Source organism: Kitasatospora sp. NPDC088783, assembly GCF_044750705.1.
In the GTDB taxonomy this organism is placed as follows: Bacteria; Actinomycetota; Actinomycetes; order Streptomycetales; family Streptomycetaceae; genus Kitasatospora; species Kitasatospora fiedleri.
Window position 1 is genome coordinate 49,278 of record NZ_JBIVKJ010000002.1, and the last position, 14,215, is coordinate 63,492.

12 protein-coding genes and 1 tRNA gene are annotated in these 14,215 nt (G+C 74.6%); 5 read left to right on the forward strand and 8 right to left on the reverse strand.

Annotation, left to right across the window (positions count from 1 at the left end):
• Window positions 1-42 precede the first annotated feature (42 nt).
• Window positions 43-681: a GntR family transcriptional regulator gene (locus ACIP60_RS04700; RefSeq protein WP_400680046.1), complete on the forward strand. Its 639-nt coding sequence runs from the start codon at window positions 43-45 to the stop codon at window positions 679-681.
• 144 nt (window positions 682-825) lie between these two features.
• Here ACIP60_RS04700 and pgi read toward each other — a convergent pair whose 3' ends face one another.
• Both pgi and ACIP60_RS04710 read right to left on the reverse strand, forming a co-directional pair.
• Window positions 826-2,490 carry a glucose-6-phosphate isomerase gene (gene pgi, locus ACIP60_RS04705; RefSeq protein ID WP_400680049.1) on the reverse strand — a complete coding sequence of 555 codons (1,665 nt, stop codon included), beginning with the start codon at window positions 2,488-2,490 and terminating at the stop codon, window positions 826-828.
• A gap of 167 nt (window positions 2,491-2,657) precedes the next feature.
• On the reverse strand, window positions 2,658-4,238 hold the full coding sequence (locus tag ACIP60_RS04710) for a Na+/H+ antiporter (protein ID WP_400680052.1): 1,581 nt from the start codon (window positions 4,236-4,238) through the stop codon (window positions 2,658-2,660).
• A gap of 113 nt (window positions 4,239-4,351) precedes the next feature.
• Between ACIP60_RS04710 and ACIP60_RS04715 the strand changes: the two genes are divergently transcribed.
• Window positions 4,352-4,425, forward strand: a tRNA-Lys gene (locus tag ACIP60_RS04715).
• Window positions 4,426-4,478: 53 nt separating this feature from the next.
• Here the strand turns inward: ACIP60_RS04715 and ACIP60_RS04720 are convergent.
• Both ACIP60_RS04720 and ACIP60_RS04725 read right to left on the reverse strand, forming a co-directional pair.
• Window positions 4,479-4,859 carry a VOC family protein gene (locus ACIP60_RS04720; protein WP_400680053.1) on the reverse strand — a complete coding sequence of 127 codons (381 nt, stop codon included), beginning with the start codon at window positions 4,857-4,859 and terminating at the stop codon, window positions 4,479-4,481.
• Window positions 4,860-5,364: 505 nt separating this feature from the next.
• On the reverse strand, window positions 5,365-7,035 hold the full coding sequence (locus ACIP60_RS04725; RefSeq protein WP_400680055.1) for a chitinase: 1,671 nt from the start codon (window positions 7,033-7,035) through the stop codon (window positions 5,365-5,367).
• A gap of 271 nt (window positions 7,036-7,306) precedes the next feature.
• Between ACIP60_RS04725 and ACIP60_RS04730 the strand changes: the two genes are divergently transcribed.
• Window positions 7,307-10,528: a S41 family peptidase gene (locus tag ACIP60_RS04730; RefSeq protein WP_400680057.1), complete on the forward strand. Its 3,222-nt coding sequence runs from the start codon at window positions 7,307-7,309 to the stop codon at window positions 10,526-10,528.
• A gap of 37 nt (window positions 10,529-10,565) precedes the next feature.
• Here ACIP60_RS04730 and ACIP60_RS04735 read toward each other — a convergent pair whose 3' ends face one another.
• Window positions 10,566-11,012: an Lrp/AsnC family transcriptional regulator gene (locus ACIP60_RS04735; RefSeq protein ID WP_400680060.1), complete on the reverse strand. Its 447-nt coding sequence runs from the start codon at window positions 11,010-11,012 to the stop codon at window positions 10,566-10,568.
• Window positions 11,013-11,105: 93 nt separating this feature from the next.
• Here ACIP60_RS04735 and ACIP60_RS04740 point away from each other — a divergent pair, with 93 nt between their 5' ends.
• Together ACIP60_RS04740 and ACIP60_RS04745 are read left to right on the forward strand one after the other, a co-directional pair.
• The gene (locus tag ACIP60_RS04740) at window positions 11,106-11,930 is read left to right on the forward strand and encodes an LLM class flavin-dependent oxidoreductase (RefSeq protein WP_400680062.1); all 825 of its coding nucleotides are present in this window, start codon (window positions 11,106-11,108) and stop codon (window positions 11,928-11,930) included.
• Window positions 11,927-12,367, forward strand: coding sequence for a nucleoside deaminase (locus ACIP60_RS04745; protein WP_400680064.1), 441 nt, complete (start codon window positions 11,927-11,929; stop codon window positions 12,365-12,367). Before ACIP60_RS04740 ends, ACIP60_RS04745 begins: the two co-directional genes overlap by 4 nt.
• A 31-nt stretch (window positions 12,368-12,398) precedes the next feature.
• Here the strand turns inward: ACIP60_RS04745 and ACIP60_RS04750 are convergent, their stop codons facing one another.
• The 3 genes from ACIP60_RS04750 to ACIP60_RS04760 form a co-directional block, all read right to left on the reverse strand.
• Window positions 12,399-13,304, reverse strand: a complete 906-nt coding sequence (locus tag ACIP60_RS04750) for an LPXTG cell wall anchor domain-containing protein (RefSeq protein WP_400680066.1) — start codon at window positions 13,302-13,304, stop codon at window positions 12,399-12,401.
• A gap of 209 nt (window positions 13,305-13,513) precedes the next feature.
• The gene (locus tag ACIP60_RS04755; RefSeq protein ID WP_100838156.1) at window positions 13,514-13,726 is read right to left on the reverse strand and encodes a hypothetical protein; all 213 of its coding nucleotides are present in this window, start codon (window positions 13,724-13,726) and stop codon (window positions 13,514-13,516) included.
• A gap of 86 nt (window positions 13,727-13,812) precedes the next feature.
• Window positions 13,813-14,001, reverse strand: a complete 189-nt coding sequence (locus tag ACIP60_RS04760) for a hypothetical protein (RefSeq protein ID WP_111553407.1) — start codon at window positions 13,999-14,001, stop codon at window positions 13,813-13,815.
• Window positions 14,002-14,215: the final 214 nt, after the last annotated feature.

Here is a 14,215-nt window from a genome sequence, read left to right on the forward strand (position 1 = left end):
GCAAGCTTAGATGCAAGCTAGCGGGCGTGGCAGAATGACGGCGTGAGCGACCCCGCCCGGCCCACCGCCGACCCCGCCCTCCCCACCGCCGACCGGGCCTACCGGCACGTCCGCACCCGCCTGCTGGACGGCAGCTGGCCCGGCGGCACGCTGCTCTCCGAGGGCGTCGTCGCCACCGAGCTCGGACTCTCCCGCACCCCCGTCCGCGAGGCGTTCCTGCGCCTGCAGTCCGAGGGCTTCCTGCGCCTGTACCCCAAGCGCGGCGCCCAGGTCGTCCCGATCGCCCCGGGCGAGGCCCGCGACGTCCTCGCCGCCCGGGTCCTGTTCGAGCACGCCGCCGTCGACACCCTGGCGGCCCGCGGCCCCGCCGCGCTGGCGGCCGCCGCCGCGGAGCTGCTGGCCGCCTGCGAGCACCGCGACCCGCACCCCGTCGAGGCCGGCCGGCACTTCCACCTCGCCCTGCTGCGCGCCGCCGGGAACCCCGTCCTGACCTCCCTCTACGAGACGCTCTGGGACCGGCAGGTGCGGATCTCCGCCACCGCGACGGCCTCCCCCGCGCACGCGGAGCGGGACCACGCCGAGCACCTGGCGCTGGCCCGCGCCCTGGCCGTCCCCGACCCGGCGCTGGCCCGCGAGCTGGTCACCGCGCACGCCGACTCCCTGCTGGCCCGGGTCACCTGAGGCACCCGAAGCCCGAGGCGCCCGAAGCCCGAGGCACCCCCAGCACAGGGCACGCCAAGCCCGGAGCACGCGAAGCCCGGACACGCGAAGGGGACGGCCGGAACTCCCGACCGTCCCCCGCTCCCCCGCCGGGCCCGAAGGGGCCTACTCCCGGCCGCGCAGCTCGCGGTACCGGCCGACCAGGTGGGCGGTGGAGGCGTCCAGCGCCTCGGTGCCCTCGCCGGTGAGCAGCACGGGCTCGATCTTCTTGGCGAGCACCTTGCCGAGTTCGACGCCCCACTGGTCGAAGGAGTCGATGTCCCACACCGCGCCCTGGACGAACACCTTGTGCTCGTAGAGGGCGATCAGCTGGCCGAGGACGTGCGGGGTCAGCTCGGGGGCCAGGATGGTGGTGGTCGGGTGGTTGCCGCGGAAGGTCTTGTGCGGCACGAGTTCGGCGGGCACGCCCTCCGCGGCGACCTCCTCGGCGGTCTTGCCGAAGGCCAGCGCCTGGGTCTGGGCGAAGAAGTTGGCCATCAGCAGGTCGTGCTGGGCGACCAGACCGGGCTGGAGGTCGGCGACGGGCCGGGCGAAGCCGAGGAAGTCGGCGGGGATGACCTTGGTGCCCTGGTGCAGCAGCTGGTAGTACGCGTGCTGGCCGTTGGTGCCGGGGGTGCCCCAGACCACCGGGCCGGTCTGCCAGGAGACCGGGTTGCCCTCGCGGTCCACGGACTTGCCGTTGGACTCCATGTCGAGCTGCTGGAGGTACGCGGTGAACTTCGACAGGTAGTGCGAGTACGGGAGCACGGCGTGCGACTGGGCGTCGAAGAACGCGCCGTACCAGACGCCGAGCAGGCCCAGCAGCAGCGGGACGTTCTCCTCCGCGGGGGCGGTGCGGAAGTGCTCGTCGACCAGGTGGAAGCCGGCCAGCATCTCGCCGAACCGCTCCGCGCCGATGGCGATCATCAACGAGAGGCCGATCGCGGAGTCGAAGGAGTAGCGGCCGCCCACCCAGTCCCAGAACTCGAACATGTTGGCGGTGTCGATGCCGAAGTCGGCGACGCCCTGGGCGTTGGTGGAGAGCGCCACGAAGTGCTTGGCGACGGCCTCCTCGCCGGCGCCGAGCCGCTCCAGCAGCCAGTCGCGGGCGGCGACCGCGTTGGTGACCGTCTCGATGGTGGTGAAGGTCTTGGAGGCGACGACGAACAGCGTCTCGGCGGCGTCCAGGTCGCGGACCGCCTCGTGCAGGTCGGCGCCGTCGACGTTGGAGACGAAACGGACCGTCAGGTCGCGGTCGGTGTAGGAGCGCAGCACCTCGTAGGCCATCGCGGGGCCGAGGTCGGAGCCGCCGATGCCGATGTTGACGACGTTGCGGATCCGCTTGCCGGTGTGGCCGGTCCACTCGCCGGAGCGCACCCGGTCGGAGAAGGCCGCCATCTTGTCGAGGACGGCGTGCACGGCGGGCACCACGTTCTCGCCGTCGACCTCGACGACGGCGCCGCGCGGGGCGCGCAGCGCGGTGTGCAGGACGGCGCGGTGCTCGGTGTTGTTGATCTTCTCGCCGCGGAACATCGCGTCGCGCAGCTCGGCGACGCCGGTGGCGGCGGCCAGTTCGCGCAGCAGGTCCAGGGTGCGGTCGGTGACCAGGTGCTTCGAGTAGTCGACGAAGAGGTCGCCGACCTGCAGGGTGTAGCGCGTGCCGCGGTCGGGGTCGGCGGCGAACAGCTCGCGCAGGTGCTGTTCGCCCAGCTCTGCCCGGTGCTTCCCCAGCGCGGCCCACTGCGGGGTGCGGTCCAACGGGGTCCGGCCGTTGGCGGGGGTGTCCGACATCGGTTGCTCCTAGCGTCGTCGGGTGCAGATACCGGCTGGTTCCGGCGGGAGGGTGGCGCCGGGCCCGGCGGGTACGGGTGCCGGCGCCGTCGACGGCCTCGCCCGCCTCCAACCCTATGCCCTGGATGCGGCCGGGCAGTGCTGCACCGCGAGTGGTCGACGGGACGTCACTTCCGGGCCGACTGGAGGTCGAGCGCGCGCAGCACCCGGTCGGCGACCTCGGGGTCGGCGCCGGCCTCGCCGCGGGCGACCAGCACCTCGCGGCGGGAGGCGGCGATCATCTCCTGCTCGATCGCGAACGCCTGCCGCCACTGCTTGCCGCGGCGCTTGGCCTCCAGCGCCTCCTCCTCCTCGTACTTCTCCGGGCAGAGCCGGGCGAGGCGGTCGTGCTGGCGCTCGCGCAGGCGCTCGGTGATCTCGGGCGGGAGCTGGTCCTCCTCCTCCAGCTCGGCGAGCCGGTGCAGTCCGGCCCTGGCGGCGCGCCACCACAGCTCCCGGACGGCCCGCTCGTGCTCGTCGCCGGTGTCGTCGATGCGCAGCAGCTTGACCACGTACGGCAGGGTGAGGCCCTGCACCACCAGGGTGAACAGGACGACGCTGAACGCGATGAAGACGATCTCGCTGCGGGCCGGGAAGTCCAGCCCGTTGTGCAGGGTGAGCGGGATGCCGAGGGCGAGGGCGACGGTGGCCACCCCGCGCATGCCGGACCACCACAGGACGACGGTCTCCCGCCAGCTGATCGGGGTGTCCTCCTCGCCGTGGGTGACCCGGCGGGAGAGCCAGGCGGCGGGCAGCAGCCAGAGCAGGCGCAGCACCACGACGACGGCGATGACGGTCGCGGTGTCGCCGATCATGGTGTGCCAGGTGTCCCGGACGTCCTGCAGGACGGTGGACAGCTCCAGGCCGATCAGGCCGAACGCGACGCCGGTGATCAGGGTCTCGACGATCTCCCAGAACGCGTTGCCGACCAGCCGGTAGGAGACCTCGTCGGCGTCGGAGGCCCGGTCGGCGAGGTAGAGCGCGCAGACCACCACGGCCAGCACGCCGGAGCCGTGCGCCTCCTCGGCCAGGGTGTACGCGGCGAACGGGACGAGCAGGTTGAGCGCGACCTGCTGGGTCGGGTCCTCCAGGAACCCGGCGATCTTGGCGTTCAGCCAGCCGAGCCCGATGCCGACGGCCACCGCGACCACGGCGGACAGCAGGAAGCGCTCCGCGGCCCGGCCCACCGACAGGTCGCCGTCGACCACGGCCTCGACGGCCAGCGAGTAGATCACGATCGCGGTGACGTCGTTGAACAGGCCCTCGCTCTCCAGCACCGCCGTCAGCCGGCGCGGCAGCCCGACCTCGCCGGCCACCGCGACGGCCGCGACCGGGTCGGGCGGCGAGACCAGCGCGCCCAGCGCGACCGCGGCGGCCAGCGGCGCGGCGGGCACCAGCCAGCTGAACACCCCGGCCACCGCGGTGGTGGTCACCACCACCAGGGCGACGGCCAGCAGCAGGATCGAGCGGATGTTCGCCTTGAAGTACCGCACCGAGGAGCGTCGGGCCACCGCGAAGATCAGCGGCGGCAGCACCAGCGGCAGGATGAACTCGGGGTTGATCTGGATGTTGGGGATCTGCGGGATCAGCGCGAAGGCCAGGCCGACCAGCGTCATCAGCACCGGCTGCGGAATCCTGGTCCGGCGCGCCAGCGGCATCGTCACCACCGAGGCGAGCAGCACCAGGAAGAGCAGGGTCAGCTGGCCCACGGTGGTTCCTCTCGGCAGGTGCGGGGTGCGCCGACCTCAGCATACGTCGGTGCCCCGGCCGGGCCGATTGTGTGTTTCGGGCGCTGACCAGGTAATGTTCTCCCCGTCAGCACGCGCCGCTAGCTCAGTTGGTTAGAGCAGCTGACTCTTAATCAGCGGGTCCGGGGTTCGAGTCCCTGGCGGCGCACCGACAGCGCGAAGACCTCCCTCCGGGGAGGTCTTCGGCGTTTCCGGCCCGTCTCACTCCGCGGGCAGTTCGTTGACGCACAGCACGTTGCCGTCCGGGTCCTTGAACCAGGCGGCCCGCATCCCGTCGGCCTCGGCCACCCCGTCGAGGGTCTTCAGCCCCGGCTGGTCGTACTCCTCGAACACCACGCCTCGGCCGCGCAGTTCGGCCATCTCGGTGTCCAGGTCGGCGACCTTCCAGCTGGCCAGGGTGTGGCCGGCCCGTCCGCCGTACGGCGTCTCGTACATTCCGAACTCGGTGCTTCCGCTGCGGAAGGCCACCTCTCCGGTGCCCTCCCGGGACAGGGTGAGCCCGAGCGTGTCGCGGTAGTACCGCTTGGCCCGTTCGAGGTCGGTCACCGGGATCACCGCGAGCAGGGGCGCGTCTGCCAGCATCGCCACCACCTCCTTCCCCTCCAGGCTAGGCGCGCCACCCCGGCCGGTCGACCAGCGGCGGCCCGGCCCGGAGGACGACCGGAGCCGCCCGCCCCCGCCAGGGGCGACCGGCTCCACGCCCCACTACTACCCACCGGACTCAGCCCCCTCCCTCCCCCGCATCCCGGCGCCAGCCGCCCGCCCCGACTCCCCCACAACAGCCGGAGCCGGCCACCCCCGCGAGGGGCGACCGGCTCCGCGTTCCACCACTGCCGACCGGGCTCAGACCCCCCTCCCCCACAGCCCGGCACCAGCCACCCGCCCCACCTCCCCCACAACAGCCGGAACCGGCCACCCCCGCCAGGGGCGACCGGTTCCACGCCCCACCACTGCCGACCGGGCTCAGACCCCCCTCCCCCACAGCCCGGCGCCAGCCACCCGCCCGCCCCGCCTCCCCCACAACAGCCGAAGCCGGCCACCCCCGCCAGGGGCGACCGGCTCCGCGTTCCACCACTGCCGACCGGGCTCAGCCGAAGTAGCTGTGGAAGTTCTTCGAGAACTCGTTCCCGTTGTAGTTGTCCCAGTTGATCGACCAGGTCATCAGCCCGCGCAGGTTCGGCTGCTTGCCGGCCCGCGGGGTGTAGGAGCCGCAGCTGGTGCCCTTGGTGAGGCAGTCCAGCGCCTGGTTGACCACGGCCGGGGCGACGTAGCCGTTGCCGGCGTAGCTGTTGGCGGGCATGCCGATCGCGACCTGCGAGGGCTTGAGCGCCGGGAACACGTTGTTGGTGTTGCCGGCCACCGGGAAGCCGGTGAGCAGCATGTCGGTCATCGCGATGTGGAAGTCCGCGCTGCCCATGTTGTGGTACTGGTTGTCGAGGCCCATGATCGAGCCCGAGTTGTAGTCCTGGACGTGCAGCAGCGTGAGGTCGTCGCGCAGGCCGTAGATGACCGGCAGGAAGGCGCCGGCCCGCGGGTCCTGGCCGCCCCAGGGGCCCGAGCCGTAGTACTGGTAGCCGAGCTGGACGAAGAAGGTCTCCGGCGCCATGGTGAGCTGGAACTTCGCGCCGTACTTGGCCTTGAGCGTCTTGACCGCGGAGATCAGGTTGGTGATCACCGGGGTGGTCGGGTTCTTGAAGTCGGTGTCGCCGGTGTTGAGCGACAGCGAGTGGCCCTCGAAGTCGATGTCGAGGCCGTCCAGGCCCCACTTGTCGATGATCGCGGAGACCGAGTTGACGAAGTTGTCGCGGGCGGCGGTGGTGGTGAGCTGCACCTCGCCGTTCTGGCCGCCGATCGACAGCAGGACCTTCTTGCCCTTGGCCTGCTTGGCGGCGATGGCCGCCTTGAAGTCGGCGTCGGACTCGACGCCGGGGCACTCGGTGGCCGGGCAGCGGTTGAAGTGGATGGTGCCGCCGGTGATGGAGTCCGGCTCGCCGAAGGCCAGGTCGATGATGTCCCAGCTGTCGGGGACGTCGGCCATCTTCAGGTAGCCGGCGCCGTTGGCGAAGCTGGCGTGCAGGTAGCCGACCAGGGCGTGGCCGCCGGGCGGCGGCGGGGTGGTCGGCGAGCTGGAGGTGGACGGGCTGCTGGAGGGCGACGCCGAGGTGGAGGGGCTGCCGGACGGCGAGGCGGAGGCGGAGGGCGAGGGCGAGGCCGACTTGGAGGGGCTCGCGCTGGCGGAGGGCGAGGCGGGCGCGCCGGGGCCGTCCAGCGAGACGTCGTCCGCGTAGTAGGTGCCCTGGCCGTACCAGCCGTGGGTGAAGACGGTGGCGGAGGTCTGGGTGGCGGTGGTGGTGAAGCTGACCGAGAGCTTCTGGTAGCCGCCGCCGGTGCTCGGCGTCCAGGTCGAGGCGCCGCCGTTGACGCCGAGGTAGACGTAGGCGCCGTTGACGTACGCGCTGAGCGTGTACGTGGTGTTGGGGGCGACCGCGACGGTCTGGGCGCACTGGGCGGTGTCGGACGCGGACGCGGCGCCCGCGAGCGCGTAGCTGCCGGTGCGGGCGTGGCCGGTGACCACGGAGCCGGTCGAGCCGGTACAGGTCCAGGGGTTCAGTGCGTTGGTCTCGAAACCGCCGTTGACCAGGAATTCTCCGGCCGATGCCGACCCGGCCAGGCCGAAGCTGAGCGCGACGGCGCCGGCGGCGGCCACCGCCCAGGCGGTTCCGGCGGCGAGCAGCCGCTTCCTTCGGGGAGTACGCATGTGGGGATGCTCCTGCCTCTGTGTGGGGGACGCCCTCCTCCGTCCGCCAGGCTGTGGGGTTCCCGGCCGGGTCGTGCCGCCGCACCGGCACCCACCCAGGGAGTTGGACTAGACCACTGAACCGGCTGTGACTCCTCCCTGTCAATGGACGGGAGAACACGGTTCACTGACCCGCCGTCAGCCGCTCCGGACTCCGTACGCCCACCCGCCCGGCCGCCCGCCCGGCCCGGCCGCGTTTGCGGGCCCCGGCCGCCGATCGAACCATGGAAGGGTGTCCGGATACCTGCGGTACCCCCATGTACGCGGCGGTCTGCTCGCCTTCACCGCCGAGGACGACGTCTGGGTCGCGCCGCTCGCCGCGGACGGCGGGGTGGGGCGGGCCTGGCGGGTGAGCGCGGACCGGACCAGGGTGAGCCACCCGCGGCTGTCGCCGGACGGGGAGGTGCTGGCGTGGACCAGCTGGTTCGCGCTGACGCCGGAGGTGTTCACGGCGCCGGTGGGCGGCGGTCCGGCGGTGCGGCTGACGTACTGGGGCAGCCAGGACACCCGGGTGCGCGGCTGGCTGCCGAACGGCGAGGTGCTGGCGGTGACCTCGTACCACGAGCCGTTCGCGCACTACGCCTGGGCGTGGGAGCTGCCGCCGGACGGCGCGCCGGGGCGGCGGATGCCGTGGGGGCCGGTCGCGGACGCGCAGGTCGGCGAGGGGCACACGGTGCTGCTGACCGACGCGGCGCCGCACGAGCCCGCGTTCTGGAAGCGCTACCGGGGCGGCGCGACCGGCCGGCTCTGGGTGGACCACGACCTGCTGCTGCCCGGCCTGCCCGGGCACCTGGCCTCGCCGATGCCGGTGGCCTGCGCCGGGGGCACCCGGATCGCGTTCCTCTCCGACCACGAGGGCGTCGGCAACCTGTACTCGGTCCGCCCGGACGGCACCGGCCTGCGCCGGCACACCGACCACGCCTCGTACTACGCCCGGGAGGCCGCCACCGACGGCGTCCGGGTGGTCTACCAGCACGCCGGGGACGTCTGGCTGCTCGACTCGCTGGACGCCCCGGCGCCGCGCCGCCTGGAGGTGCCGCTGGGCGGCGCCCGGGCCGGGCGGCGGCCGTACCAGGTGAGCGCGGCCAACAACGTCAAGGACCTGGCCTGCGACGCGACCGGCCGGGCCGGGGTGCTGAACGTGCGCGGCGCGCTGTACTGGCTGACCCACCGCGACGGCCCGGCCCGGGTGCTGGCCGACACCCCGGGCGTGCGCTGCCGGCTGCCGCTGGTGCTCGGCTACGGCAACCAGGCCGCCTGGGTGACGGACGCGGACGGCGCGGACGCGATCGAGATCGCCGCCCTGCCGGGCCGGGACGGCGCGGCGGACGAGCGCCCCGCGGACCGGCGGATCGCGGGCGGCCGGATCGGCCGGGTGCAGGAGCTGGCCGCCGCCCCGGACGGCGGGCGGCTGGCGGTGGCCTGCTCGGACGGGCGGCTGCTGCTGGTGGACACCGCGGACGGCGCGGTCACCGAGGTCGCCGCGTCCCGGTTCGGCCCGGTCTCCAGCCCCTCGTTCTCCCCGGACTCGCGCTGGCTGGCCTGGTCCGAGCCGGTCGCGGGCCGCTCGCTGCGGGCGATCCGGCTGGCCCGCACCGACCGGCCCGAGGAACGGGTGCACGTCACCGGCGGCCGGTTCGAGGACGAGCACCCGGTGTTCACCCGGGACGGCCGCTTCCTGGTGTTCCTGTCCTGGCGCGGCTTCGACCCGGTGCACGACGTGCACACCGGCGACCTGTCCTTCCCGCTCGGCTGCCGCCCGTACCTGGTGCCGCTGGCGGCCGGCACCCCGTCGCCGTTCGCCTCGCCCGCCGAGGGCCGCCCGCCGGTCGGCCTGGACCCGGAGGAGGCCACCGGCGACGGCACCGTGCACGTCGACCGGGAGGGGCTGAGCAAGCGGCTGGTGCCGTTCCCGGTGATCGCCTCCAAGTACTCGGCGACGGCCGCGGTGCGCGGCGGCGTGGTGTGGCTGCGCTGGCCGATCTCCGGCGCGCTCGGCCAGACCTTCGCCCACCCGGAGGACACCTCGGGCCGCCCCGCCCTGGAGTACTTCGACCTGGCCCGGGGCCGCCGCACCACCCTGGTCGAGCAGTTGGACGGCTTCGCGGTCTCGGCGGACGGCTCGGCCCTCTCGGTGTTCTCGGCCGGCGCGCTCAAGCTCTACCCGCTGGCCGCGCCGACCGCCCCCGTCCCGGTCGACCTGCGCCGGATCACCCACACCGTGCACCCGGCCGCCGAGTGGCGGCAGTCGTACTTCGAGGCGGCCCGGATCGTCGCCGACCAGTTCTGGGACGCGGGCATGTGCGGCCTGGACTGGCCCGCGCTCACCGAGCAGTACGCCCCGCTGCTGGAGCGGATCGCCTCCCCCGACGACTTCGCCGACCTGCTGCGCGAGCTGCTCGGCGAGCTCGGCACCTCGCACGCCTACGTCACCCCGGCCCGGCGCGGCGAGGGCCCGGCCATCGCCCAGCAGCCGCTCGGCCTGCTCGGCGCCAACGCGCACCGCGCCCCGGACGGCCGCTGGCTGGTCGACCGGATCCTGCCCGGCGAGTCCTCCGACCCGAAGGCCCGCGCCCCGCTGGCCGGCCACGGCCTGCACGACGGCGACGAACTGCTCGCGGTGGACGGCCGCCCGCCCGACCCGGTGCGCGGCCCGACCCCGCTGCTGGCCGGGACGGGCGGCAGCACCGTCGAGCTCACCCTCCGGCACGACGGGCGGGTCCGGCGGATCGCGGTCACCCCGCTCACCGACGAGCGCCCGATCCGCTACCAGGACTGGGTGGTCAGACGGCGGCACCTGGTCCGGGAGTTCAGCGACGGCCTCTGCGGCTACCTGCACATCCCCGACCTCGGCGGCTCCGGCTGGGCCCAGTTCAACCGGGACCTGCGCTCCGAGCTGGCCCGCCCCGCGCTGGTGCTGGACGTCCGGGGCAACGCCGGCGGCAACGTCTCCGAGCTGGTCCTGGAGAAGCTCCACCGCCGGGTCCTGGCCTGGGACTTCACCCGCGGCCGGCAGCCCGTCCGGTGGCCCCGGGACGCGCCGCGCGGCCCGGTGGTCGCGCTCGCCGACCACGCCACCAGCTCCGACGGCGACGTCATCATCACCGCGATCAAGGCGCTCGCCCTGGGCCCGGTGGTCGGCACCCGCACCTGGGGCGGGGTGGTCGGCATGACCGGGCGGCACACGCTGGGCGACGGCACCCAGATCTCGGTGCCGAAGAACGCCAGCTGGTTCACCGGCGGGATCGGCTTCTCGGTCGAGAACCGGGGCGTCGACCCGGACGTCGAGGTGGTCCGCACCCCGCGCGACTGGGCCCGCGGCGCGCACACCGACCTGTCCGCCGCCGTCGACCTCGCCCTCACCCTGCTCGCCGCGACCCCCGCCGCCGCGCCCCCGCCCGCCGGCACCCCGCGCCCCGACCTGCGCCGCCCGCCGCTGCCGCCCCGGCCCTGAGACCCGCGCCCGGACGCCGGGGGCCGGGCCCCGCCCGTCAGGGCCGGGCCGGGCCGCGGTAGGGCAGGGTCTGGCGGTAGACCACGCTGGTGGTGGTGGAGCCGAAGGCGCAGAGCTCGTCGACCAGGGTCTCCAGGTGCGCCATGGAGGTGGCGGCGAGCTTGAGCGTGTAGCAGTCGTCCCCGGTGGTGCGCAGGCACTCCAGGATCTCCCGCCGCTCGGCGAGCAGCCGGTGCAGGGGCTGGTGGCGGCTGCCGGCGTACTTCAGCCGGACCACGGCGAGCACCGGGTAGCCGACCCGGCCGAGGTCGACCGCGGCGTGGTAGCCGGTGACCACGCCCCTGGCCTCCAGGGCGCGCACCCGCTCGGCGGTGGCCGACGGGCCGAGGTTCACCCGGCGCCCCAGCTCGCTGAGCGACAGGCGGGCGTCCGCCTGGAGCTGCCCGATGATCGCCCAGTCGATGTCGTCGAGATCCCCGGTCATCCGGCGATCCTACCGGGCAATCCCCGGCGGAACGGGCCGAACACCGGGGATCGGCCATTCACCGGCCGACCTTCGCCGGGATAGCCTCGCCCCATGCAACTGGGCGTCAACGTACCGAACTTCGGCCCCGGCGCCGATCCCGGCGTGCTGCGCGGATGGGCGCGCACCGTCGAGGAGCTGGGGTACGACCTGCTCATGGTCTCCGACCACGTGGCGATCACCCCGGACGTGGCCGAGCGCTACCCGGAGCCCTTCCACGAGCCGTTCACCACGCTGTCCTGGCTGGCCGGCCTGACCACCCGGGTGCGGCTGGGCACCACGGTGCTGATCCTGCCGTACCGGGACCCGCTGCTGACCGCCCGGATGGCCGTGGGCCTCGACCGGCTGAGCGGCGGCCGGCTGGTGCTCGGCGTGGGCACCGGCTGGGCCCGGCAGGAGTTCGCGGCGCTCGGGGTGCCGTTCGCCGACCGCGGGCGGCTGACCGACGCCTGCCTGGAGGTGCTGCGCGGGAACGGGCCCGCCGGGTCCGGCGCGCCCCCCGGCGCCGAGCGGATACCGGTCTGGGTCGGCGGGCACGGTCCGGCGGCGCTGCGCCGGGCCGCCCGGTTCGGCGACGCCTGGCACCCGCTGCGCCTGACCCTGCCCGCGATGCGGGCCGTGCTCGCCGCGCACCCGCTGCCGGGCTTCGCCCCGCGGATCGCGTTCCGGCTGACCCCGGACCCGGTCACCGGCGCCGACCGGCCCGCCGGGACCGGCACCCTGGAGCAAGTACTGGACGACCTGCGGCAGTTGCGCGCCCTGGGCGCGCAGGCCGTGGTCCTCGACCCCTACCACGGCGACCCCGGGCGGACCCGCCGGCCGGAAGCGGCCTGGCGGGACCTGGCCGCCGTGGCCGCCCACCGGAAGGACACCGCGTGATCACCCCCGCCGACGAACCACTGCTGCGCCGCGCCATCGCCCTGGCCGCCCGGGCCGTCGCGTCGGGGGACGCCCCGTACGGCTCGCTGCTGGCCGCGCCCGACGGCACCGTCCTCGCCGAGGCGCACAACACCGTGCGGCGGGACGCCGACATCACGGCCCACCCGGAGCTGAAACTGGCCCGCTGGGCGGCCCGCGAACTCGACCCGGCCGAGGCCGCCCGCACCACCCTGTACACCAGCTGCCAGCCGTGCGGGATGTGCGCGGGCGCCCTGGTCCGCTCCGGCCTGGGCCGGGTGGTGTTCGCGCTGGCCACCGAGCAGTTGGTGGCGCTCGACCCGGCCTCCGGCGACCGTCCCGCCCTGGTCGAGGACGGGCCCGCGCTCTTCGACGAGGCCCGCGCCCCGATCGAGTCCTACCACCGTCCGACCGCGTAGCCACCGCCCGCGCGGTCCCGGCGGCGGCGGGTCAGCCGGTGTGCCGGGCGCGGCGGCGCAGGACGTACAGGACCGCGCCGCCCGCGGCGAGCAGGACGGCCGCGGCGGCGGCCAGGACGCCGGTGCCGGTGCCGCCGCCGGTGGAGGCCAGCCGGGCGGACGCGGCGGCGGCGACCGGCGCCGGGGCGGTGGTGGCGGCCGTGGCCGGGACGGTCGGGGTGGCGGCGGCCGGGGTGGCCGGGGTGGCCGGAGTCGGGGTGGCCGACGTGGTGGGGGCCTTGGTGGGCTCCTTCGTCGGCTCCTTGGTGGGCTCGACGGCCGGGGCCGCGGCGGGCAGGTCGAGGAGGTTGCTGCTCAGGCCGCGGTCGCCGTCCGCCGCGCCGAGGGCCGACACCGAGAGCGACTTGATCTGCCGCGCCACCGCGGCGGAGGTGGTGATCTCCAGGTCCACGGTGGTGGTCGCGCCGTCCGCCAGCGGGAGGTTCAGGGTGTCGGTGGCGACCCAGATCGACGGGTCGCAGCCCATCCGGGTGGGCAGCTCGACCCGGCTGCCGCCGTGCACCCGGGTCACCGTGGTGTTGCCGGTGTTCATGACGCCGAGCTGGGTGAACAGCACCGGCACCACCGAGACGTTCCGGTACGCGGCCCCGGTCCGGTTGGTCTCGGTGATCCGCACCCGGTAGGTCGCCCGGTCGCCGTGGACGGTCGGCTTCGCGTCGCCGCTCAGGTGGAGCGCCACCGTCCCCTGGTGGGCGGGGCCGTTCTCGACCGGCGTCTCGCCCGGCAGCTTCACCGCTCCGTCGGCGCACGGGACGACCGGCCTGTCGTCCGCCCACGCGGTGCCACCGGCCGCGGTGGTGGCGGCGAGCATCAGCGCGGCGACGGCGGCGGCCTTCGTCACGGAAGCGGTGGGCGGCGCGGTCCGGCGGGTGTTCATGGTGTTCCCCCCAAGGGATACGGGTGGTGCGGCTGGATGCGGGAGGCGCGTCCCGGCGGCCGGGTTCCCGCTCGGTCGCGCAGGGAAAACAATTCCAGCTCGACGTCCCTGCGACGTACACCTACTGTCACCGCCGTGTCACAGCGTCCGGCGGGGTGCCGGGCCGGGGCCGGGGCCCGTGTCCGGCCCCGGCCCGGGGTGGGTGCGGATCAGCCCCAGGGGTCGCCCTCGGAGATCATCCGCTCGGCGGCGGCGCGGTCCTCGCGCTCCTGCCGGATCCGGCGCTCCGCGTCGTCGCGGGCCCGTTCGACCGGGTCGGCGAAGGCGTCGGCGGCCTCGTCGCGGGCGAGGGCGGCGCGTTCGGGCGGTTCGGTGGCCGGCGGGTCGGCCTCCTGCGGTCGGGACCTGTCGAAGATGCCCATGTCTCCTCCTCGGGTGGGCGCTCCCCCTTGCCACCGTACGCCGGAGGGACGGGCCCGGCGGGCCCGTCCCTCGTGCGTGCGGACGGTCAGGAGGACTCGCCCTCCTGGTGCTGCTGGTCGTCCGCGGACTCCTGGCCGCCCGGCATCACGCCCTCGGCCTGTTCGCGGGCCTTCTGCTCGGCCTCCTCGGCCTTGGAGCCGTGGTCGCCGAGCGCCGACTTCGCCTGGTCGGCGAGGTCCTTGGCCTTGTCCTTGAACTGGTCACTCAGGCCCATGTCTCCTCCTGGGGGTGTCGCGGACAACGGGCTGGGTCCACCCTGCCACCGGCTCCGGGCGGTCGCACCCGGAGGACCCCGCGCTCACCCGTCCGGCGCAGGACCGCTCCCGCCCGGGGTCCGGGGCGAACTGCCGTGCCGGGCACCGGAGAAGGCCGTTGGTCCCGGGTGGGCGGCGGCCAACGGCCGTAGCGGTGCGACACCGCGCCGACAG

Excerpts from the sequence above, each read along its gene's own strand:
- ACIP60_RS04760 (WP_111553407.1), bottom strand. The coding sequence starts at position 14,001 with ATGGGCCTGAGTGACCAGTTCAAGGACAAGGCCAAGGACCTCGCCGAC.
- pgi (WP_400680049.1), bottom strand. The coding sequence starts at position 2,490 with ATGTCGGACACCCCCGCCAACGGCCGGACCCCGTTGGACCGCACCCCG.
- ACIP60_RS04720 (WP_400680053.1), bottom strand. The coding sequence starts at position 4,859 with ATGCTGGCAGACGCGCCCCTGCTCGCGGTGATCCCGGTGACCGACCTC.
- ACIP60_RS04740 (WP_400680062.1), top strand. The coding sequence starts at position 11,106 with ATGCAACTGGGCGTCAACGTACCGAACTTCGGCCCCGGCGCCGATCCC.
- ACIP60_RS04750 (WP_400680066.1), bottom strand. The coding sequence starts at position 13,304 with ATGAACACCCGCCGGACCGCGCCGCCCACCGCTTCCGTGACGAAGGCC.
- ACIP60_RS04725 (WP_400680055.1), bottom strand. The coding sequence starts at position 7,035 with ATGCGTACTCCCCGAAGGAAGCGGCTGCTCGCCGCCGGAACCGCCTGG.
- ACIP60_RS04755 (WP_100838156.1), bottom strand. The coding sequence starts at position 13,726 with ATGGGCATCTTCGACAGGTCCCGACCGCAGGAGGCCGACCCGCCGGCC.
- ACIP60_RS04735 (WP_400680060.1), bottom strand. The coding sequence starts at position 11,012 with ATGACCGGGGATCTCGACGACATCGACTGGGCGATCATCGGGCAGCTC.